The organism is uncultured Shewanella sp., assembly GCF_947491715.1.
Lineage (GTDB): Bacteria > Pseudomonadota > Gammaproteobacteria > Enterobacterales > Shewanellaceae > Shewanella.
This window is the reverse complement of record NZ_CANLKR010000018.1, coordinates 88,886-110,031: the sequence shown is the minus strand read 5'-3', so window position 1 is coordinate 110,031 and position 21,146 is coordinate 88,886. Positions and strand designations below refer to the sequence as shown.

Here is a 21,146-nt window from a genome sequence, read left to right as displayed (position 1 = left end):
GATGATGTGGATGTGGGTAACGTGACTTAGCCGTCAGCATCTTTATTTTTTTTCATTGATGATTTGATGATGAAACGTCGTGCTTGATGCTTGATGCTTGATGCTTGATGCCTGATGCATATGGACTTCCAGTAAATTGATCACATGTTGTCGATGGAAGCGGATGATGTGGATGTGGGTAACGTGACTTAGCCGTCAGCATCTTTATTTTTTTTCATTGATGATTTGATGATGAAACGCCGTGCTTGATGTATGTTCACTTCCAGTAAATTGATCAGATGTTGCATAGGCTCTAAGGCGGGTAATTGATTTTCTAATGAGTCGGAAGAAAGGCTCTGAATTTGTTTGAGGATGCGTGTTAATTTATATTCAGTGGCGAGGGCATGTATGTGCTGGCTAATGAGATAAACTTTGTGGACATCTTTATTTTCAACAGACTGTATTATCTCTGAGATCATATTTTCGGCATTGCTTTGAAATGCATTAATTAAGGTGTTTAATGGCATGTGATGTGCTTGGCTAATGCTCTGTAAATGATCAAGTTTTATTTCTGCTTCGGTTAGGTTTAATTGGCTCTTTATGTGGCGAGATAAGGCGATGATATGCGCTGTTTCTGGGGGCGTTGCCGTCTTATCATTTTCGTTAATAATCTGATTTTGATGCGGGTTATCAGCAATATTGTGATGAGCAATTAATTCAGCGTGTTGATGTAATGCATCCATAAAGCTCTGTTCTTGCAGTGGCTTGGTGAGTACATGGTTGGCTCCCGCTTCAATGAAACTGTCATGAGCTTCTTGAAAAACGTCGGCGGTGCAGGCAAAAATAGGGGTGGTTTTTTTCAACTCTTGCCTGATGGCTATCGTGGCTTCTATGCCGTCCATTTTTGGCATATGATTATCCATGATGATGAGATCGAAGTCATTTTCTCTTAGTTGGTTAACGGCTTCGAGTCCGTCATTGGCAATGGTGGCTTTATGTCCTAGGCGCTGACAAAAAGTTTTTGCTACTAATGCATTGATTTTATTGTCTTCTGCAATAAGAATAGTGAGATTCTGAGGTAAATCTTTAATGGACTCTTTTTGCTGTTGAACGTTAGGGAGTGGTTTGTCTGATTGTTTTAGAACGATAAAAATATCGAAAGTGGTTCCGCTACCGACTTTACTGCTAATACTGATGTTTCCTTCCATGAGTTCGACTAGCTGTTTAACAATGGAGAGGCCTAAGCCTGTGCCTCCATATTGACGCGTTGTTGATGATTCAGCCTGTATAAAAGGATTAAAAATAGTGTCAAGACGTTCTTGTCTTATACCAATACCTGTGTCGGCTAAGGTGATATTTACTCCTTCATTATTCTGTCGTGTGACTTGACTAAAGCTTAAGGTAATACTGCCTTCATGGGTGAATTTCACAGAGTTGCTGAGTAAATTATAAATGACTTGGCGTATTCTGGCTTTATCACCTTCAAAAGCTTGGTTTTCACTAATGTCATTATTGAGTATGAGCTTAATATTTTTTTCGTCGCAAATGGGACCGTAAGTATTAATGATAGGATCAATCACATTGTTAAAGCCAAAAAGCTCATTTTCTAATTCTAACTTATTCTGTTCAATTTTCGAAAAGTCTAAAATGTCATTTAATAGTGAGGTGAGGTGGTTACCTGATTCCAGTAAAATTTGCAGTTGCTTTCGTTGAGTGGGCTCGGATAAATTGGATTCGACAATTTGTGCCATGCCCAAGATACCATTGAGTGGGGTTCTCAGTTCGTGGCTCATGGTGGCTAAGAAGGTGGATTTTGCCGCATTGGAAGCATCGGCTGTTTTAACGGCTTGGGCTAAGTCCGATTGCATTTTTTTTCTCTCACTGCAATTTCTTTCCACTGCAATATAGTTACTTAACTGCTCTTCATCATTAAAAATGGGCGTTATTGCGATGTCTATCCAGTAGGGATCACCATTTTTGTGATAGTTAATGATTTCTGTTTTAATCGGTTTTGTTTGCTTGATGGCATGGCTGAGCTGCTTAATTTCGTTTTTGTCAGTGTCACTGCCTTGTAATATTTCTCCTGGTTTTCGATTGAGCATATCATTGAGTGAATAGCCAGATAACACAGTAAAGGCTTGATTAACCCATGTCACTTGTCCCTTTTCATCTGTGATAATAATGGCATCTTGGGCATGTTCGGCAACGAGTGCTAATTGATGCTTTTCTTTTTCTATATTGACTAAGGTTTGTTGAATATGCAGTTCTTTTTGTGCTCTTAGTTTAAATTGTAGAATGTAATAACTGAACAATGTTAGGGCCAATAATAATAAGGCGATAAAAATAGCTTGTTTGGTATTTTCTGTTTTTTCTAACCAAGTAAAGGTATTATTTTCGAGTAAATGACGCACTTGATTATTAAGGATACTGATATTTTTTTGCTCGATATTGAGTTTGACATCGTTAGCAAGTTTAAGGTGGTTATTGAGGCTGGTATAGGTATTGTTACTTGATAACATTGGTGAAAATGCTTGAGGGTTTTCTATACCATTTAATAAGGATAAAATTTGTAACTTGTCTTGAAGGTTTGGATTATTATTGAATAGCTTCTTCTGTAATAAGTTTATGGTATTGCCAGAATATTCTTGTGAAATCATCAATCTCAATAAGGTTTCAAGTTCACTAATGAGTTGTGATATTGCCGTTGTTAAATGTTGACTTTCCATTTCAATGGATTTCCCACCAATGAGCAAGTAGGCAATATAATGGAGATTATTATCAGACAGGCTAGTTTCAATTTGAGTGGCTTGCCGTTCTGATTGCAGTAGTGCTTGTGAAATCCTGTCATAATTTTTTTGATCGCCGACTTGGAATTTAAAAACAGCATCTCTGGTCGATAGTATTTGATGGGTTAAATCGACGTAGGCATGATGATATTGTTTGATGAGATGTATTTTAGTGAATAAGATAGCGAGACTCATTAAAAGCAAGGTACAGACCGTAATAAGTAGCCCACTCATAACATTGTGATGATGTGCTTTCATTATTGTAATGCCTTTAATGCTGGAGGAAGAGGAGCACTGAGTGCATTCAGAAAGGCAGATAGCTCAAGTAGGGTAATGGGATCGAGGTCTTGTCCTAGTTGGGCTTTTGCCATGAGAGTAATTGCTTCTTCTAACGTTGCCGCTCTGCCATCATGGAAGTAAGGTGGCGTGATGGCGACATTGCGTAGGCTAGGCACACGAAAGACATTTTTATCATTTTCTTCCTGAGTAATAGCAAAGCGGCCTAAGTCACTCGCGTTGGCGTCAATGGATTCAACATGACCGAATTTTTGAAAAATATTTCCCCCTACATTTTGCCCTTGATGACAGTAAATGCACCCTAAGCTTTGAAACTTTTTCCAGCCATTTATAGCGGTTTGTGACATGGCTGTTTGATCCCCTAATAAATAGCGATCGAAATCAGCACCGGGGGTATTGAGCACTTGCATGAAACGGATAAGGGCATCTTTTATGGTTTGCTCATTAATTTCGCCATTATATTCTTGATTAAATGCTGTTTGATACGTGTTATCTGACTGAACCGTTGAGCTAATGTCTTTCCAATTACTGTTCATTTCAAGAGGGTGATGCACGGGACCGTCAATTTGTTCATGTAAACTGGCCGCTCGCCCATCCCAAAAAAAACGGGTATTGAAGGCGATGTTAAACACAGTGGGTGAGTTGCGGTTACCTTTACCTAAAACGCCGGTTGATACTTGGGTGTTTTCAGCGCCATTGATAAAGAGGTTATGGCAAGAAGCACAACTGATTTGATTGTTTGACGATAAACGAGGGTCGAGAAATAAGCGTAAACCAAGCTGTAATTTATGCTTATCATCAGGTTTTATGTTCGGCAGTGGAATGGGGGAAATAGCTTGATTAAAATTAACCGTAGTTGGCTGGGGAGCGGGATTAATGAGCGGTTCACGGAAAGTGATGTACAGATAAAGACTAAATCCGAGAACAATTGATAGTGCTATCCCCCACCTGTAATCAACTTTCATTGAATGGCATCCTTGGTTTCATCAATGCTAGTTTTATTTTAGAACATATCACAGGTATAATTCAGATTTATTGATGATAGTTTGTTATTGAATGCCATGCATTGAGACGTCGGAGGACTGGGCTGTTTATTGTGCGGCGGCATCGATAGTGTCGACATCAATTTTAATATTAGTGCCATCCATATCAACTTCGCCTTGTATGATGACTTTTGTTTCTGGAGTGACTTTGAGCCCATTCCAATCATCATCATCGATATCGACGACCATTTCACCTGTGTCATCTTTGAAGTGATATTTTTCATCACCTAATGAGCTAGTGATATAACCTGTTAATGTCACTTGAGTATCATCTTCGGCATCTAATGCTTCTTTGACGGTAGTTATATTGTCTTTCATTGGGCCGACAAACCCACCTGATTCAGCCAACGTTGTGACAGTGAATACAGAACTAAAGATGAATAGCATGAGGCTGACAAATAATTTATTCATGTTCTTTTCCTTATGTTGACTTTTACTGTGTAATATTAAAAGGAGGGAGGATTGAATAGATAACAATAGATGGACATATTGTAGAATGCCAATAAAACATTCTCGCCAATTTGTCTATTGAAGTTCCATGGATGTCATTTGGAATAGTCTTTTTGATTGAAGCGTGTGTGAACGAGTCGGCAAACGTTTTTGAATATGTTTTTTCATTTTACATTAAGTCAACTATGATTTAAGTTCATGGAAGTTTTATATTGGTGGTGAGAGATGTCTGCTTTTAATCAATGTAAACATAAAACTGCTATTGAAAAGGTGATTTTTCATTCAGGGAATAATGAATGTTATAATCGATTTTCATGCCCGAGGCACGCGATTGATGCAGCAAAAAGAGGGATTAACTTATCATTAGCTCGCCATGAGCCTATGCCTGTGACAGATCAGAGCCTCTCCCATTTACAATTTCAATGTCACCGCGTGGGGGATGCGTTGAAAGGCACGCTATATGCTCCCATGGGGCCTCATGTAAAAGGGAGACCTTTTCATGGAAATAGTTTGGCCACTTTAATGATTTTTTTCATCGCTTTTAAGGAGAATGATACTTTATATTGGAATGAATTAGTGGATTGTTATCATGCTATCTATCACCGCCCTCCCGATGTGGTCAAGCCAATGCTTCCTTGGATAGGCATAATAATGACGCCTTTTATCGATGAATTTCCTGAAGGGGGAGCCCCCTTGAGTCATTTTGAATTATCTCTTGCTTGGGCCTGGGGAGAGAAACTCTCTCGTTCAGCTATTGGCTGATAAAAACACATTCAGTTCAACTGAATGTGTTTTTAACGATAACCTTATTGGTTATTTGTTTTTTTTGATATTCAAGGGTTATAAGTGTTAGCTAAAGTGGTGATATTGTTTATCATTGTGTCTGGATGGATTGTCTTTATTCAAACTCTTTGTATATTAAAGAATAAAATACAAGCTTTAGTATAGGTTTGTTAATTTTGCATGACCGGTAACATGCTGAAACAAAAGATTGTCACAATTTTACTCATTTCTGAAAATTAACAATTATCAGTAAGAGCATGCCAAGTTTGAGTTGAGTAATTCACCTAAAAAAGAATATGTGTTAGCTTAGTTTATATAGCGTTATTTGCCGAAATGAGGGGGGGGGAGGAATGCATATTCCAAATCAATTCGTTAAGCAATTAAAGTCTCTTTGTTTGCTTGCTAAAAATGCGGAAACGGGTTTTGAGAAGGCGGCTGTTTTCTCTGCGACAGAGTTGTTTGTGAAAAACTTCTTAGAAAGAAATGCTTATAATGAGTGGGTTAATCACCGTATTCAAGGTATAAAATTCCATATTAATGCAGCTTTAGGCTATGAATCGGCTAACGGCTATCATTCCCACTCTCATGCAAATTGGGCATTATCTGAAATTGACGAATTATTGACTTATTCTGGTGATCATTATAATCAAATTTTAGTGATCCACGAGGAAAGTTATTGATCTTTGATGGAGTAATTGAATTTTTTAAAGTCATCATGTATTAACCGAATGAAGTACTACAGATATAAATATTAAATAGGTGGAGAATCGATCTTTATTGGACAATTTTGAGGTATCAACTATGGCTTTTCAGTTGACTGTAAGCCGATATTTTACCACTCAAGATGATGTTAAATTGCATTATATCGATTGCGGAAGTGGCACGCCGATAGTGATGCTTCCTGCTTGGTCTCAAAGTGTGGAAGAGTTTAAATATCAAATTGAAGCTTTGCAGCATGATTACCGAATGATTGCACTGGATATGCGTGGTCATGGTTTATCTGAACAGGTTGAGTATGGTTATCGCATTCCTAGGTTGGCAAAGGATTTATATGAACTAATTTGTTTTTTAGAATTAGAGGATATTGTTCTTGTTGGCCACGCTATGGGCTCAGCTGTTATGTTGTGCTTTTGGGATTTATTTGGCGAGGCGTTATTATCTAAACTAGTGATGGTTGATATGCCTCCCGTGTTAGTGTCAAACCCTATTTGGTCACCGTTAGAAATGCACTCTTATGGCCCTTTAGTGGATCCTATGAATGTGTTAGATGTGATGAATGTGATTAAAAGTTGTGAAGGGGATAAATACCGCCAAACAGTATTGAAGTGTATGCTTTCACAAGATATTTGCCCTGAAAAGCGCCAGAGTGTTCTTCAATCTCGTCTTAAATTCCCGCTGAAACAGGCGGCTAAACTTTTTTACAGTAATTATCATCAAGACTGGCGCGATCTCTTTCCAAGAATAACCTTACCCTGTTTGGTTGTTTCTGGTCGAGCGAGTCTTACTGCTTGGCGCTCTCAACAATGGATTGCGGAGCAACTCCCCCAGTCAAAAATTGTTTATTTTGAAGAGCATGAGGGGGGTAAGCATTTTATGTTTTTTGAAAATCCATTTCGCTTTAATCGTATTTTACACGACTTCATACAATCTGATAGTGTGGCTTAGGGAGCGCGTTAAGTGGCGGTATTGGTGTTTGCATAATGCTTTATGGCATTAATTAATGCATGGAGTCCATTGCTTCGAGAAGGACTGAGTTGCCCACTTAAGCCGAGTTGTTCAAAATACTGATGATGGTCAAAATCATTAATTTCTTTCGTGTTTTTACCATTGTATGCAATGAGTAATAATACGATAAGTCCTCTGACTATTCTGGCATCGCTGTCGCCCATATAAAAGTGACGACCTTTTTCTTCATAGTGATAAAGCCAGGCATCGCTTTCACATCCTTGTATTTTCGCATTCGGTGTTTGATATTCTTCAGCCAACTTGGGCAATTGCTTTGCAAGCAACATTAACTGACGAAAACGTTCTTGCCAATTTTTTGCATCATTGAAACGAGCTAATATTTGCTCAGCATTTAATGTGAGGGGGAAGAAAATGTCGGAATTCACGAAAACCTCTATAATGTTGGATGATTGGGGATTCATCAGTTACGGGTATAACATATCTTGAACGGTTTTAAGCCCATCAATAAAATGATCTATGTCCTGTTTGTTGGTATAAATCCCAATGGAGGCGCGACAGCAACCTTTGATATTTAAAATTTGCATTAATGGCATCGCACAGTGATGACCACAGCGGATAGCAATGGCTTGTTGATCGAGTAATGCACCAACATCTTGATGATGTTCATTATGTAAATTAAACGCTACTGCCCCAACATTGTCGCTATGGGCGCCATAAAGCGTGATCCCTTCAAGGTTTGACAGTTTATTTTGCAAATAATGCAATAAGCTTATTTCATGTTCTGAACGTTTGGGCTGCGATATGTGGGTTAAAAATGAAATTGCAGCCCCTAGCCCGATCACTTCTGCTATGGGAGGCGTGCCAGCTTCTAATCGGTTGGGTAACACATTGTATTCGGTATGTTTAAAGGTCACTGATTTGATCATTTCTCCACCCGTGATTAAAGGTGTGAGAGAGTCCAGTTTGTGAAAGCGACCATAGAGGACACCAATGCCTGTTGGCCCATACATTTTATGGCCAGAAAAAGCATAAAAATCACAACCAATCTGCTGCACATCAATGTCTAAATGTGCCACTGCCTGAGCCCCATCGACAAGCGTTATTGCCCCCACTGCTTTGGCTTTTTGAATGAGTGTTTCGATAGGATTGAGAACCCCTAGCGCATTAGACACATGGCTAAGCGCAACGATGGCTGGATTGTGTGAGAGCAATGCTTCATACGCTACTGTGTCCAATCGGCCCTCTGCGGTCAGCGGTATGGGCTTGATTATGGCGCCTGTTTGTGCGGCAATCACCTGCCAAGGAACGATATTGGCGTGGTGCGCAAGGCTGTCGATCAAGATATATTGTCCAGAACGAATCGAGTGTACGAGACCATTAGCGACCATGTTAATGGCTTCGGTGGTGCCATGGGTAAAAATGATTTCTTCTCGTTGTTTAGCATGAATAAAGTGCATGACTTGATCGCGAACAGCTTCATATTCTCGTGTTGCTTGACTGGATAATTGATGAGCAGCTCGATGAACATTGGCATTTGTGTTGCGATAAAACTGTGTCATGGCCTCTAAAACTTGATGAGGCTTATGGCTTGTGGCAGCGGTATCGAGATAACACAAGGGGTAACCATTGAGGGTCTGTGCCAGTGTGGGAAACTGAGTACGCACTTGGGTAAAATCCATTAATGCAGTCCAAAAATGTTCATGAATGAGTCAGCTGAACCGATCTTCTAAGATCTGTTGATTGAATGCAAGTGCAATGGGTATATATTCAAGCTTATTATGGGCAAGGAATACGATAAATTTGATTTATTTCATCAATTGCTTGCATTATTTCTGGTGTGATTGTGTATTTAAGGCTGTCGATATTAGCTTCTAGTTGAGATTGCTGAGTCGCCCCGATAATATTGCTGGCGATGAAAGGTCGAGAGTTGACAAAAGCGAGTGCCATTTGAGTTGGAGTGAGTGAAAAGCGTTGAGCGAGATCTACATACGCTTGAGTGGCGTTGATGGCGACATCGTGTCGATTATATCGATTGAAACGCTTAAATAATTGCAATCGCGAATTTGAAGGAAAGGGGGTTGTTAAGTATTTCCCTGTCAACATACCAAAAGCAAGGGGGGAATAAGCCAATAAAGGGAGGTTTTCTCGATGGCTGACCTCGGCCATATTAATGTCAAAACTGCGGTTGAGTAAATTATAAGGATTCTGCACACTGATTATTTTTGACAGCTGGTGTTTATCCGCCAGTTGCAGGTATTTCATTAAGCCCCAAGCTGTTTCATTGGATACGCCAATATAGCGAATTTTTCCTGCGTCCACTAATGCAGAAAGCGCCTCTAATGTATCAATTATGGGGGTGAGCTGTTCATGTTCATCTTGTTGTTCATAGCCCAACTGGCCAAAAAAATTGGTATTTCTATCAGGCCAATGTACTTGATACAAATCAATAGTCTCAATTTGCAATCGTTCAAGTGACTTATCAACCGCTTGGTGTATATTTTGCCAATTAAGCGCTTGTTGAGGGTGTATATGTTGACTTTTCTCTCCTGGTGCTGAAACCTTAGTGGCGATAATTAAATCATGTCGGTTACCTTTTTGTTTAAGGTAGCGCCCTAATATTCGTTCACTCTCTCCTTGGGTTTCCACTTTGGGAGGAACGGGGTACATTTCTGCTGTGTCGATGAAATTGATACCTTGTTCTATGGCAAAATCGAGTTGTTTAAAGGCTTCAAGCTGGGAGTTTTGTTCTCCCCAAGTCATCGTACCTAGGCATAATTGGCTGACGATTAAATTTGAATGGGATAGGCGGCGATATTCCATAGATGAGTCCATTGCATTGCTATGTCTTTAAGTTATCAAGCTTTCGATTTTATGGCTAGACTAAATAAAGCCCTCTTTAACATTCAGGTTGAAAGATGCCATGAAAAAAGTATTACTCACCGCTTTTGAAGCACATGCTCCTCGATATACTTATTCAGCTCAGTCTGTTGCTGACACGTTACATGGTACGCAAGAGGGAAAAATTCATATTTATTCTCAGTTAATAGAAGAAACATTTTTTGATTCAATTGAAGCTGTGTGTTTAGCAATGACAGAGTTTAAACCTGACGTGATTATTATGATGGGGGAAAGTATCGGTCAAAGTATGATATCACTTGAGCGTATTGCACATAATTTCAATGATGCAAAAGGTGATCGGATCGACGACATCAATGAAATGAATGTGAATAATGAGTTTACGTCTATGTCTGGACCTGTGGCTTATGCTAGCCAATTGCCGATCCAAGTGATGCTCAATGAGATGAGAGAAAATGGTGTTCCTGCTAATATTTCAGATTCAAATGGCGCTGCTTATGGCAATCATGTTTTTTATGGTGTGTTACATTATCTTGCGATACATCAGTTATCTATCCCTTCAGGTTGGATAAATCTGCCTATGTTGCCAAAAAAAGCGGCTTTACCTGAATATATCGGGCAGCCGAGCATGTCATTGCATACTTGTGTTGAAGGAATAAAGCTTGCGATTAAGGCGACTATGTGAGCGTTAATCGCTTCGAGAGAGGTGATGGCTAGTCATTCTAAGCCCTTTTTCTTTAACAAAGGGGGCTCTCAACAAAGAGTAAAACACCTTTAGCTGGAGCCTGCTTTATAAAAGAATGAGGACAGCGTTTACGGTCCCTTTTTACAGCGTTATCGCTTATTGATGTACGACCCCATGGATAGGGGAGAGCGACGTTTGAACCAAAGCCGAGAATAACTACACTACATAAGCTCTGCCTTGTATACAGACCCCACAAACTGCTGGAGAAATCATCACTAAAGATCAACAGGCCCTAATGACTTTCAAATAACATAGGGTTTAGCAGTGGTGCCATTGCGAGAATGAGTCCTTGTGTGTATGTACTTTCACGGGTGGCTTTTTGGTGAGTGAGTAGCCCTATTGCCCCGCCTTGTTGTTTGATATTGTGTGTATTGAATAGTCTATCCATCACAAGACCTAATTCTTCACCTTGTTCTAATGCTTGATAAACACTGAGAGGCAGGGGTAAAGAAGCACTCCTGCCAACTGATAAGGTGTTTTTTGTGGCAATGACTAAATAGGCAAATGTGGCTGGACCATGCTCAAATAAATCGACCCCTCCCTCCATGGCAAAGTAAAAGTCAGCGTCATGATGAGACTGACAATATTTTACTCTATTGATAGCACCTTGTTTTGTTTCTGCCGTTGTCATGGGTTGTTCTGCGACTAAAGAGGGGGCTTTTACCCCTTGGCAATGAATGATTGCGTTTGGATAGAAAGTGGCAATAGTGTTTTTGGCAGCATTAATCTTGACAGGGTTTGTAGAGCCGACGATGATATTTAGTGTGGTTTTCATTTTTCACTTCATTAGGTAACTAATTGAAATAATGTAGAGTTAAAAATCTCTAATTGTTTTTAACGGTTTAAACAAGCATACAATGTCATTTGCTGTTCAAGCGAGCATTTTTTATTTTAAATAAGATCTTTTACGGTATTTATTTGTGTTTATTTTGTTTTATAACTGTTTTTACTTGTATGTTTTGTTGTATTTTTTGTCGATATTGGTTTCATTTTGTTGCCGTTGAACAATTAATGACATATGTTGGAATAAAGTACGGCTCATTTCTTTTGTTGCGGAATCCATTGGTATACCCTCGATCGCCTATTCAGCGAATATACAGATAACAATATCATTGATTGAATATTGGTTTTAGAGGTTATTTTTACAAGGTGTGGATGGATGCATAGAGAACAGATAAAAAATCAAGATGTACTGATAAGTACACAAAATAATGTTAACTCAGCGACTTGGACAACAAAAGATACTACATGGATGTTAAGTCTATTTGGTACTGCAGTTGGAGCGGGTATTTTATTTTTACCGATTAATGCCGGAATGGGAGGCTTTTGGCCCTTGTTATTGATGGCAGCATTAATTGGCCCTATGACGTATTTAGCTCACCGTGGTTTATCACGGTTTGTTTGTTCATCGGCTAAAAAAAACAGTGATATCACAGAAGTGGTGACAGAGCATTTTGGTGAAGGAGCGGGCAGAGCTATTACTTTACTTTATTTTTTAGCTATTTACCCTATTGTGCTTATCTACGCTGTTGGTATCACTAATACCGTTGATAGCTTTATGGTTCATCAATTAGGGTTAACTTCCCCCCCTCGCTGGTTGTTATCAGGAGGGCTGATCATTGCGATGATGTCTGTGATGATGGCGGGGGAGCAATTTATGTTGAAGGTCACACAGCTGCTTGTTTATCCTCTCGTGGGGATATTGGCTTTTATGTCTCTTTATCTGATACCTGATTGGAAAATCGATGCTTTACTGAGCGTCCCTTCAACAGGTGACTTCTTGAGTACCGTTTGGTTAACGATACCTGTATTGATTTTTGCCTTTAATCATTCACCGGCTATTTCACAGTTTTCAGTGTCACTAAAACGAGAGCATGGAGAACATGCCGCAGCTAAAGCTGATGTTATTTTGCGTAATACCACCTTGATGTTGGTGGGATTTGTGATGTTATTTGTTTTTTCCTGCGTATTGTCACTATCGCCGACTCAATTGACGGAAGCTAAAACTCATAATTTACCGATCCTTTCTTATTTAGCCAATATGCACCAAAGTGATTTTGTGAGTTATTTCGGTCCCATTATTGCTTTTGTTGCCATTATTTCATCTTTCTTTGGACACTATATGGGTGCAAGAGAAGGGTTAAAAGGACTGATCACTAAGCAATTTAAGGTGGATGCTCAACAAACTGCGACACCCAAAATTGATAAATTCATTATTGCCTTTATGTTTTTGACTTGTTGGGGAGTCGCCATACTGAACCCTAGTATTTTAGGAATGATTGAGTCTTTAGGTGGCCCCGTTATTGCTGCTATATTGTATCTTATGCCGATGTACGCCATTTATAAAGTGCCAGCATTAAAAGCCTATAGAGGACGTTTGAGTAATCTATTTGTTATATTTGCAGGATTGTTGTCAATTACAGCCATTTTGCTCGGTTTATTTTAACGGGTATATCAGCTAAGTTATTTAAAATTATTTGAGTTTGCGCGTTCTATTTTGAAATGAATAGCCTTTTGTTAAGGCTATTCATTTTTTTTATGTGTTTTATTTTATTCTGAACTACATTTATTGGTTATTTTCTTGAAATGGGAGAGGGTATCCAACTAGTACAAAAGAACTAGTTCCAAAGGGTTATTTTTTTATAAGGGAGTGTTATTTATCGATAATTTGAGGTTCACTGGTCACAAGGAATGTTTCACTTCCCTATATTTATCGTAAAATTTCAAAGGCAGTTTACAGGGATGTCGGAGGAGAAATGAGGTTAGTGACCTTATTATTAAGTTTTTGTTTAGCTTGGCCGGTATTGTCAGCTGATGATGATATTGAGATCAGTGGGTTAGTGATAGACAGAACCTTAACGCGATTTGGTAAAGATTTTAATTTTTATTATTCTAGTTATTGGCGCAGTTTACCTTTTACCCAAGGTTTCAATGTGACGCTTTATGAAACCGTATTTCCACAAGCGGGCACAGAATTAACGTTAGAACTTAATGGCGAAAAAATTTATGTGACTCATTTCGGACGCCGAGCCAACCCTATAAAGGAAAGAGCCGAACAAGCTATTTTATTGACAATTGACCATATTGCTCGAATTCGAGCAAGTGCAATGGCCGGTGAGTTGTCGACAGTCAATGATGGTTTTTAGGAATGAGAATAATGAACATCAGGATGTTAATGGTAGCAGCTGCATGGTTATCAAGTGCAGGTTTACAAGCAACAGAATTAGTGTATACCCCATTGAACCCCAGTTTTGGCGGAAATCCTCTTCTTGGATCGTATTTATTAAATAAAGCGAATGCGCAAAATGATCATACCGAAGAAGGTAATGAAGATGATTTTGTTACGCGTTTTCAAGAGTCGTTAGAGAGGAACATGATCAGCGAAATTACTCGAGGTGTCACAAATGGTGAAATAGAGAATGGTACCTTTACATCGGGTGATTACTTAATTGATATCGTGTCCTTAGGTGGTGATACGGTTATCACAATAACAAATGTATTAGATCCGACTGAAGTGACGATTATTAGAATGTCGGATTTTGGGTAAATAATAATGAAAAAAATACTTCCCTTTATTGGTTTACTTTGTCTATCTGGTTGCAGTTTATTTCCAAAACCTGTGTTAAACGTGACGCCTGCAGAGTTGAACACGATCAGCGATACAATGAAAGCGCTGCAGAGTAAGCCTAAGCCTAAATACCCTATTCCTGTTGCTGTGTATTCTTTTCGTGATCAGACTGGTCAATATAAGCCACAACAAAATGTCAGTTCCTTTTCAACTGCAGTGACTCAAGGGGCGACTTCAATGTTAGTGCAAACCTTGTTGGATTCAAAATGGTTCTCACCCGTTGAGCGAGAAGGGTTACAAAATTTATTAACAGAAAGAAAAATTATTAAAAAGCAAGTGATCAAATCTAAGCCCGCTGAAGTCCCTCATTTAACGGATGCACGCTTGTTATTAGAGGGGGGCATTATTAGTTATGAAACCAATACTAGTACGGGGGGCGTTGGTGTGGAGTATTATGGTATTGGAGCATCAGAATTATACCGTGAAGATCAAATCACCATTTATCTCAGAGCGGTTGATGTCCATACTGGAAAAGTGATGATGTCCGTGTCGACAACAAAACGTGTTTATTCTCAAGAAATGCGTGCAGGATTATTTCGTTATACAAGCCTTAATCGTTTAGCTGAAGCTGAAATTGGCTATACAACCAATGAACCTGTGCAATTTTGTGTCTTGCAAGCCATTGAACTTGCGGTGGCTGAATTAATTGAACAAGGGACAGAATTAGGTTATTGGAGCCCATTAAATGTCAAAGTTCAAGACAATAAATCAGAGCTCACTGCATCTTAAGTCTGATTATACAAAATGTTAACTTTTTGGTGAGGAAACTGTGTCTAATCTCAGTTTCTTCACATATTACGCCTTTATCCTTTTTTATTTTATTCTGCTCAAATATTGTTTTTTTGTATTGCATTTTTCTTTTTTACTCTCTTTAACAGTTATTGAAGACTTTACTAGTAATTTAATGCTAAATGTTATATTAATGTTGTGTCTTAGTCGTTTGAGGCGAGCTAATCCTATTGTTAGGCTAGAGAAAATACTGATCAATCAGGAGGTGAGTTTGATCAGAGATAAACTTTCAGGGAGAACAATCCTATGGGTAAAATCGATGAGTTAGTGTTTATTCATCAATTGGCAGCGCCATGTCATTTGGCTATATTGGCCGAATCAATTGGTTTTAAAACGCGAGTCGTCAAACAAGTTTCTGAATTAACTTCAGAAAATGCTAATCAAGGCTTTTGTCTTATTTCACAGAAAGGGGCTGCGATGGACAGTAAAGGTATTCCTTTATTGGCTTCGCAATTAGTTTCTCAATATCCTGTTGCTTTGTATCAAGTTGAAAGAGGAACCATTGAGGCTGAATCTGCATTGTTGTTAGGGATAAAAGGTATCTTGTATGCGGATCAGGGAATGGATTTATTATTGAGTGCGCTGAGAAAAATGCTTGAAGGTGAACTGTGGTTTGATAGAGTCTTGTTAAGTCAAACTTTTAGTCAGCTTATTCGTCGACTCGATGGTGGACAAAATGCATTACAAGATACGGTAGTGATGCTTCAAATGCTAACAAGCCGAGAGAGAACGATTATCCATCTAGTATCCAGTGGTGCGAGAAACAAAGAAATTGCGCATCGGCTATGTATTAGTGAACATACGGTTAAAGCCCATATTTCTTCTATCTTTAGAAAAACTCAGTCGAGAAATCGTGTAGAGTTATTACGTTGGGCTCAATCTCACCAAAGCCAATTTGAGTTGAATGTGAGTTAACATTTTATTGACGATTGTTCATTGGTAATTATTATTTGTGTCGTGCTTGAGGCTGAATAATCAACCTCAAGGCGTCAACTATTGCTGATGATTGACTTCAGTAAAGTGTTTTTCACTCTTCCTCAAGATCTTTTTGTTAATCTTAAATGGATAGGGTGGTTTTTACTTGTTGATTACTTTAAAATCAATGCTTTGCTTACTCCTTTTTAAGCTTTAGGTTAACTATGGCATTTTTCATCAATATTTAAGGTAAAGTTTCACGAACCATAGCGAGCTATTAATCGAAGCTGACGCGTTAATAGCGATCACAAACAGTGATCGACAGTGATGGTGTTTAACCTCATGTGAGCTTGATGACTTCACTACCCTTATTATTCCCTCTTTTATTTTGAATCTTAGTATTTTTGTCGATTGATTTTATCTATTAAGAATGATGCAGTGTCATAATCCTCACTTAACCCTTGGGCACTGAGGCAACAGGCTGTACAATAGCGGTTGCATAATGCGCTATAGAGTTTATGTTGCTGTGTTAGGCCTTGTGTTTTCGTTCTAATACCGACTTATGTCGTGATATTAAACCATGCAACATTGCTTACAATTTATTGTTTTTAAAGCTCGTATTACATCATGCTTTGCATGTTTGCTGTATTTTGGAGAATCAATGTCACAACAAGGTGCCTTTAAGGCCAAAGCTTCCGTCCGCGATCTACAAATGGACGCATTAAAAATGCCACCTCACTCGATAGAAGCTGAACAATCGGTATTAGGCGGGTTGATGCTTGATGCTGATGCGTGGGATAAAGTGGCTGAAGCGATAGTTAAAGAGGACTTTTATTCCCGTGCTCACGGAATGATTTTTGGCGCAATGGAAGCTCTGGTAAGTGGCGGTCAGCCTATTGATTTAATTACAGTTGCAGAGCAGTTAGAGCTTGAAGATTTGCTAGAGGATGTTGGGGGCTTTGCTTATATAGGTGAAATTGCCAAGAATACACCCAGTGCGGGAAACATCCATTCTTATGCCGATATTGTCAGAGAAAGAGCCGTTGTCAGGGATATGATTAAAGTCGCCAATGAGATTGCGGATGCTGGATTTAATCCAGAAGGCCGTAATTCTGGAGAGCTACTTGATTTGGCTGAAACAAAGGTTTTTAAAATTGCAGAGCAAAGAACCAATGCCAATGAAGGTCCAGAAGGCATCAAAACTATTTTAGAGAAAACCGTCGATAAAATAGAGCAGTTATACAATAACCCCACTAATGGTGTGACTGGAGTATCCAGTGGTTTTGGCGATCTTGATGGCATGACAGCAGGTTTTCAATCGGGGGATCTTGTGATTGTTGCAGCGCGTCCTTCGATGGGAAAGACCACTTTTGCAATGAACCTATGTGAACAAGCCGCGCTACACGAAGATAAACCGGTCCTGATCTTTAGTTTAGAGATGCCTTCTGAGCAAATTATGATGCGTATGTTGGCATCACTTGGCCGAGTCGATCAAACCAAAATCCGTACAGGTCAACTGGATGATGATGATTGGGCACGCGTGTCATCGACCATGGGAATTATGCTTGAGCAAGGCAAAATGTATATTGATGATGGTTCGGGTTTAACGCCGACAGAAGTTCGCAGTCGTGCACGGCGTGTTGCGCGTGAGTACGGAGGCTTGTCGATGATCATGATTGATTACTTGCAATTAATGCAAGTACCAGCATTAAAAGATAATCGTACCTTAGAGATTTCTGAAATTTCTCGCTCATTAAAAGCATTGGCAAAAGAGCTTGAAATTCCAGTGGTTGCGCTTTCACAGCTTAACCGTTCTTTGGAGCAACGTGCCGACAAGCGCCCAGTTAACTCTGATTTACGTGAGTCAGGCGCTATTGAGCAAGATGCTGATTTAATTATGTTTATCTATCGTGATGAAGTGTATAATGATGATTCTGAAGATAAAGGTACAGCAGAAATTATTATCGGTAAGCAACGTAATGGTCCCATTGGACGGGTGCGTTTGACGTTCCAAGGGCAATTTTCAAGGTTTGATAATTATGCAGGACCACAATTTGAAGAAGATTAGTTTTTTATTCTCATTCAATATCCATGCATGTTCATTGGGTTAAAGTACTCACGTACATGTCGTTAACTCATAATAAAAGATAAAATTAGGTGATTGTTTGAAACCCTTTCCTCGTGCTGAAATTAGTCGTTCTGCTTTGCAACATAACATGAAACGCTTGTGTGAAATCGCGCCAAGTAGTCAGGTTATGGCCGTGGTTAAAGCCAATGGTTATGGGCATGGATTATTGAATGTTGCAAGTTGTTTAGATACGGCTGATGGGTTTGGGCTAGCCCGACTTGAAGAAGCGTTAATCCTTCGCTCTGGTGGGGTGAAAGCCAAGTTATTATTGCTTGAAGGTGTGTTTCGTACCGAAGACCTTTATAAACTTGTTGAACATGATATTGAAACGGTTGTGCATCACAGCTCACAATTAGACATGCTAGAGAAAGTGACACTTTCTTCGCCTGTGCAGGTTTGGTTAAAAATCGATTCGGGTATGCATCGATTAGGTTTTACTCCTGAAGAATTTCACTTAATGTATGAGCGGTTAATGCAATGTGATAATGTGGCAAAGCCCGTTCATTTAATGACACATTTTGCATGTGCCGATGAGCCTAATAATCCGATGACATCGGCTCAATTTGAAGTGTTTTCTGGGCTCACTCGCGATCTACCCGGACATCGTACGTTAGCTAACTCTGCTGGCACCTTATATTGGAAAGAAACGCAAGCCGATTGGGTTCGGGCGGGTATTGCTTTATATGGTGTTTCGCCAGTGATCGGAGATTTAGGTCGAGATCATGGTTTACTTCCTGCGATGGATTTAGTTTCTCGATTGATTGCTGTACGTCGTCATAAAGCGGGCGAGCCGGTGGGCTACGGCAGTCATTGGTTAGCAAAGCAAGATACACAATTAGGCATAGTGGCTATCGGTTATGGTGATGGCTATCCGCGCAATGCCCCCGAGGGCACGCCTGTGTGGATAAATGGCCGGTTAGTCCCCATTGTTGGAAGGGTATCAATGGATATGCTGAGTGTCGATTTAGGCATTGATGCTAGCGATCAAGTCGGTGATGAGGCTGTGTTGTGGGGGAGTGAGCTACCTGTTGAGGTGGTCGCTGAGCATATAGGTACCATTGCTTATGAACTTGTGACGAAATTGACGCCAAGAGTGGCTGTTTGTCTCGATTAACAATTTTTGTGTTTTGCTGATTATTAAGGCGTCATGCTATGACGCCTTTTTTATTTTGTATAGTGTTTTTATTGTATATTAGTAGAGTTACTGACGTGATTATTTATCAGGTAATCAATTCCTGCTTTAATGGCGGTTACTTGTGCTTGAACACATATTGCATCAGTCACGTTTGGGCTGTCGGGATAAACCTCAGTGGTGGAGGTGTATTGAGCGTTTGTTACGCTACTGCACAGGCCTAATGCTTGGGTTGGGTAATTGATGACCCCAAATTGTGAGAGTGGTTCGCCGATTAATCTGTTTTCACTATCAGCAGGTGCAATATGAGTGACATGTTGCACGGCATCAATGATTGTTTTTTGAAAGGCATCTTGTGGATTATTGCTGTCGCCGACTAAGTAAAAACCATCGGGAATATTCCATGTTTTTTGTGGGGTCGCATCTCTTGCTGCGAGTGCTGGCCTAAACACAGTGTTGTCTGTGTTTGTGGTTTCATGTAAATCAATGTGCATCAGTATGGGTTGTTCAATGCCAGCTAGATATTGCATCAATAAACGTGACTCTTCAGCCTCATGGTTAATGCCTGGTGTGTTGGCGGCAGGATAGAATGAGCGGTTAGGATCGACGGCATGGGGGTTCCATCGATTAATGGTTTCATAGCCCCAAGGGCTGATGCAAGGGGCAACAATAATATTAAATGCATCAATGTAATTGAGCGCTTCTTGTTTCAGAAAAGCTAAAGCGCCTTGTACACCACTGGTTTCATAGCCGTGAACACCACCTGTTATCAGTAATATCGGCTTGTTTTTATGCCAATCGGGTGTGGTTATCACGTAAAGAGGGTAGCGGGCTGCATCATAGGATAAAGCGCCATATTGTTTAATGGTGAACTGCTTGTCGAGCGCATGAATTTGGTTTATTACCTGCTCATGGTATGAGCGTTTTATTGCTTGCGTTGCTAACCAATCATTTTTTTCCTTTAGGCCCCATTTGGGTAATAAAGTGTCCATTTTTGTTTTCCAAATATTCTTTGGAAATATTAAACGTGAAGCCGTGACAAAAAACAAGATGTTCTTGGTTTGTTTATGGGCATTACGTTTATTGATTGAATAAAGCTTCCCTGCTTTGTTAAAGAAATAACGATTATTCTATTTCGAAATCTTCAAATAATTGCTCAAGCTCATTGTCGGATATACCTGTATCATCATCTAAACGATTAACATCAATACCACCCTTTATAAAGTCAGCATTTTCCATTTGTTCATTTTGAATCACATTATCCATTTTTAGGAGTTGGCAATATTGTTCATAATTAATATCAGATTCAAGTATTTTTTGATTATCAATGATAAATTCAATAGAGTTCACCCCCATTTCAATTGACATTTTTCCTTTGGAACTTTCAAGTAAAAGTAATTTTAAGGTCTCAAAGTTTTCAATAATTTTAAATAAATCATCACCTTCATTATCCATATGTAAATAATGAAGGTACTGTTGTGTTGTCATTGAGGTGGTTTGAAAACGATATCCATCAATATTAAAGCTTAGCGCTTCATCGTTAATGTCGATATTGATTTTATCTTTACTTCCTGCATCAGTTAATGCTTTTAAAGCACTGAAATTATTGATGAGCTGTTTTGAATACTCTTCTTTTGTGGCCTTGCTCAAGTCAAACATGTTTAGGTTACTTTTTAAGTATTCCATTGCTTGATGTTTTTGACTGCCACAAAAAAGAATATCAATGATTTTTTCAAAGAAGTGTAATTTTGTTGCATTATCCACCTTACCTATCAATATATCGTTTATACGCTCTTTATTCAGTACCGTTCCATCGAATAAATTTTTTAATTGAGATAATGGGTCATCAGAAATATTAAATTGATACGTTAAGCTTGTGGCGATATTACTTGTTTCTATTTTATTACCTTTTTTAGCCAAATATTAAAT

20 protein-coding genes are annotated in these 21,146 nt (G+C 39.2%); 11 read left to right on the top strand and 9 right to left on the bottom strand.

The genetic code is table 11. The annotated features are described in order from the left end of the window. Positions 1 to 188: 188 nt before the first annotated feature. The 3 genes from Q0779_RS13470 to Q0779_RS13460 form a co-directional block, all read right to left on the bottom strand. Entirely contained in the window at positions 189 to 3,023 is a 2,835-nt protein-coding gene (locus Q0779_RS13470) for a PAS domain-containing hybrid sensor histidine kinase/response regulator (RefSeq protein WP_298773297.1), read from the bottom strand. Next, the gene (locus Q0779_RS13465) at positions 3,023 to 4,027 is read right to left on the bottom strand and encodes a cytochrome c peroxidase (RefSeq protein WP_298773295.1); all 1,005 of its coding nucleotides are present in this window, start codon (positions 4,025 to 4,027) and stop codon (positions 3,023 to 3,025) included. The genes Q0779_RS13470 and Q0779_RS13465 overlap by 1 nt, the downstream gene beginning before the upstream one ends. A gap of 126 nt (positions 4,028 to 4,153) precedes the next feature. Beyond that, positions 4,154 to 4,516, bottom strand: a complete 363-nt coding sequence (locus tag Q0779_RS13460; protein ID WP_298773293.1) for a YgiW/YdeI family stress tolerance OB fold protein — start codon at positions 4,514 to 4,516, stop codon at positions 4,154 to 4,156. A gap of 264 nt (positions 4,517 to 4,780) precedes the next feature. Between Q0779_RS13460 and Q0779_RS13455 the strand changes: the two genes are divergently transcribed. From Q0779_RS13455 to Q0779_RS13445, 3 genes are all read left to right on the top strand, one after another. Further along, positions 4,781 to 5,317 (top strand): hypothetical protein, encoded by a 537-nt coding sequence (locus Q0779_RS13455; RefSeq protein WP_298773292.1) that lies wholly within the window; start codon positions 4,781 to 4,783, stop codon positions 5,315 to 5,317. 371 nt (positions 5,318 to 5,688) lie between these two features. Further along, on the top strand, positions 5,689 to 6,018 hold the full coding sequence (locus Q0779_RS13450; protein WP_298773291.1) for a hypothetical protein: 330 nt from the start codon (positions 5,689 to 5,691) through the stop codon (positions 6,016 to 6,018). Positions 6,019 to 6,139: 121 nt separating this feature from the next. Further along, complete coding sequence (locus Q0779_RS13445) at positions 6,140 to 7,003, top strand: alpha/beta hydrolase (RefSeq protein ID WP_298773290.1); 864 nt, start codon at positions 6,140 to 6,142, stop codon at positions 7,001 to 7,003. Between the two features lie 8 nt (positions 7,004 to 7,011). On the opposite strand, the gene Q0779_RS13440 is transcribed toward Q0779_RS13445, so the two are convergent. The 3 genes from Q0779_RS13440 to Q0779_RS13430 form a co-directional block, all read right to left on the bottom strand. Then, positions 7,012 to 7,449: a SufE family protein gene (locus Q0779_RS13440; protein ID WP_298773288.1), complete on the bottom strand. Its 438-nt coding sequence runs from the start codon at positions 7,447 to 7,449 to the stop codon at positions 7,012 to 7,014. 39 nt (positions 7,450 to 7,488) lie between these two features. Then, positions 7,489 to 8,703, bottom strand: a complete 1,215-nt coding sequence (locus Q0779_RS13435; RefSeq protein ID WP_298773286.1) for an aminotransferase class V-fold PLP-dependent enzyme — start codon at positions 8,701 to 8,703, stop codon at positions 7,489 to 7,491. Between the two features lie 97 nt (positions 8,704 to 8,800). After that, positions 8,801 to 9,844, bottom strand: coding sequence for an NADP(H)-dependent aldo-keto reductase (locus Q0779_RS13430; RefSeq protein WP_298773285.1), 1,044 nt, complete (start codon positions 9,842 to 9,844; stop codon positions 8,801 to 8,803). 100 nt (positions 9,845 to 9,944) lie between these two features. Between Q0779_RS13430 and Q0779_RS13425 the strand changes: the two genes are divergently transcribed. Then, positions 9,945 to 10,565 carry a hypothetical protein gene (locus Q0779_RS13425; protein ID WP_298773284.1) on the top strand — a complete coding sequence of 207 codons (621 nt, stop codon included), beginning with the start codon at positions 9,945 to 9,947 and terminating at the stop codon, positions 10,563 to 10,565. Positions 10,566 to 10,857: 292 nt separating this feature from the next. On the opposite strand, the gene yjjX is transcribed toward Q0779_RS13425, so the two are convergent. Further along, positions 10,858 to 11,400, bottom strand: coding sequence for an inosine/xanthosine triphosphatase (gene yjjX / locus Q0779_RS13420; protein WP_298773283.1), 543 nt, complete (start codon positions 11,398 to 11,400; stop codon positions 10,858 to 10,860). A 384-nt stretch (positions 11,401 to 11,784) separates the two neighbouring features. Between yjjX and Q0779_RS13415 the strand changes: the two genes are divergently transcribed. The 7 genes from Q0779_RS13415 to alr all read left to right on the top strand — a co-directional run bounded on the left by Q0779_RS13415 (position 11,785) and on the right by alr (position 19,199). After that, positions 11,785 to 13,071: an aromatic amino acid transport family protein gene (locus tag Q0779_RS13415; RefSeq protein WP_298773281.1), complete on the top strand. Its 1,287-nt coding sequence runs from the start codon at positions 11,785 to 11,787 to the stop codon at positions 13,069 to 13,071. 310 nt (positions 13,072 to 13,381) lie between these two features. Beyond that, entirely contained in the window at positions 13,382 to 13,771 is a 390-nt protein-coding gene (locus Q0779_RS13410; RefSeq protein WP_298773280.1) for a curli production assembly/transport protein CsgE, read from the top strand. Between the two features lie 11 nt (positions 13,772 to 13,782). After that, positions 13,783 to 14,172, top strand: coding sequence for a curli assembly protein CsgF (locus Q0779_RS13405; RefSeq protein WP_298773278.1), 390 nt, complete (start codon positions 13,783 to 13,785; stop codon positions 14,170 to 14,172). 6 nt (positions 14,173 to 14,178) lie between these two features. Next, positions 14,179 to 14,982: a CsgG/HfaB family protein gene (locus tag Q0779_RS13400; protein WP_298773276.1), complete on the top strand. Its 804-nt coding sequence runs from the start codon at positions 14,179 to 14,181 to the stop codon at positions 14,980 to 14,982. A gap of 306 nt (positions 14,983 to 15,288) precedes the next feature. Beyond that, positions 15,289 to 15,957 carry a response regulator transcription factor gene (locus Q0779_RS13395; protein ID WP_298773275.1) on the top strand — a complete coding sequence of 223 codons (669 nt, stop codon included), beginning with the start codon at positions 15,289 to 15,291 and terminating at the stop codon, positions 15,955 to 15,957. 661 nt (positions 15,958 to 16,618) lie between these two features. After that, entirely contained in the window at positions 16,619 to 18,025 is a 1,407-nt protein-coding gene (dnaB, locus tag Q0779_RS13390) for a replicative DNA helicase (RefSeq protein WP_298773273.1), read from the top strand. A gap of 97 nt (positions 18,026 to 18,122) precedes the next feature. Next, positions 18,123 to 19,199: an alanine racemase gene (gene alr / locus Q0779_RS13385; protein ID WP_298773271.1), complete on the top strand. Its 1,077-nt coding sequence runs from the start codon at positions 18,123 to 18,125 to the stop codon at positions 19,197 to 19,199. A 68-nt stretch (positions 19,200 to 19,267) separates the two neighbouring features. Here the strand turns inward: alr and Q0779_RS13380 are convergent, their stop codons facing one another. Both Q0779_RS13380 and Q0779_RS13375 read right to left on the bottom strand, forming a co-directional pair. Further along, positions 19,268 to 20,209 carry a M14 family metallocarboxypeptidase gene (locus Q0779_RS13380; RefSeq protein WP_298773269.1) on the bottom strand — a complete coding sequence of 314 codons (942 nt, stop codon included), beginning with the start codon at positions 20,207 to 20,209 and terminating at the stop codon, positions 19,268 to 19,270. Positions 20,210 to 20,342: 133 nt separating this feature from the next. Then, positions 20,343 to 21,137 carry a hypothetical protein gene (locus tag Q0779_RS13375; RefSeq protein WP_298773267.1) on the bottom strand — a complete coding sequence of 265 codons (795 nt, stop codon included), beginning with the start codon at positions 21,135 to 21,137 and terminating at the stop codon, positions 20,343 to 20,345. Positions 21,138 to 21,146: the final 9 nt, after the last annotated feature.

What these genes read in the sequence shown, in the direction of transcription:
- Q0779_RS13465 (WP_298773295.1), bottom strand. Translation starts at nt 4,027, where the DNA reads ATGAAAGTTGATTACAGGTGGGGGATAGCACTATCAATTGTTCTCGGA.
- Q0779_RS13445 (WP_298773290.1), top strand. Translation starts at nt 6,140, where the DNA reads ATGGCTTTTCAGTTGACTGTAAGCCGATATTTTACCACTCAAGATGAT.
- Q0779_RS13435 (WP_298773286.1), bottom strand. Translation starts at nt 8,703, where the DNA reads ATGGATTTTACCCAAGTGCGTACTCAGTTTCCCACACTGGCACAGACC.
- Q0779_RS13450 (WP_298773291.1), top strand. Translation starts at nt 5,689, where the DNA reads ATGCATATTCCAAATCAATTCGTTAAGCAATTAAAGTCTCTTTGTTTG.
- Q0779_RS13410 (WP_298773280.1), top strand. Translation starts at nt 13,382, where the DNA reads ATGAGGTTAGTGACCTTATTATTAAGTTTTTGTTTAGCTTGGCCGGTA.
- Q0779_RS13455 (WP_298773292.1), top strand. Translation starts at nt 4,781, where the DNA reads ATGTCTGCTTTTAATCAATGTAAACATAAAACTGCTATTGAAAAGGTG.
- yjjX (WP_298773283.1), bottom strand. Translation starts at nt 11,400, where the DNA reads ATGAAAACCACACTAAATATCATCGTCGGCTCTACAAACCCTGTCAAG.
- Q0779_RS13430 (WP_298773285.1), bottom strand. Translation starts at nt 9,844, where the DNA reads ATGGAATATCGCCGCCTATCCCATTCAAATTTAATCGTCAGCCAATTA.
- Q0779_RS13470 (WP_298773297.1), bottom strand. Translation starts at nt 3,023, where the DNA reads ATGAAAGCACATCATCACAATGTTATGAGTGGGCTACTTATTACGGTC.
- Q0779_RS13395 (WP_298773275.1), top strand. Translation starts at nt 15,289, where the DNA reads ATGGGTAAAATCGATGAGTTAGTGTTTATTCATCAATTGGCAGCGCCA.
- Q0779_RS13380 (WP_298773269.1), bottom strand. Translation starts at nt 20,209, where the DNA reads ATGGACACTTTATTACCCAAATGGGGCCTAAAGGAAAAAAATGATTGG.
- dnaB (WP_298773273.1), top strand. Translation starts at nt 16,619, where the DNA reads ATGTCACAACAAGGTGCCTTTAAGGCCAAAGCTTCCGTCCGCGATCTA.
- Q0779_RS13400 (WP_298773276.1), top strand. Translation starts at nt 14,179, where the DNA reads ATGAAAAAAATACTTCCCTTTATTGGTTTACTTTGTCTATCTGGTTGC.
- Q0779_RS13425 (WP_298773284.1), top strand. Translation starts at nt 9,945, where the DNA reads ATGAAAAAAGTATTACTCACCGCTTTTGAAGCACATGCTCCTCGATAT.
- Q0779_RS13460 (WP_298773293.1), bottom strand. Translation starts at nt 4,516, where the DNA reads ATGAATAAATTATTTGTCAGCCTCATGCTATTCATCTTTAGTTCTGTA.
- Q0779_RS13415 (WP_298773281.1), top strand. Translation starts at nt 11,785, where the DNA reads ATGCATAGAGAACAGATAAAAAATCAAGATGTACTGATAAGTACACAA.
- Q0779_RS13405 (WP_298773278.1), top strand. Translation starts at nt 13,783, where the DNA reads ATGAACATCAGGATGTTAATGGTAGCAGCTGCATGGTTATCAAGTGCA.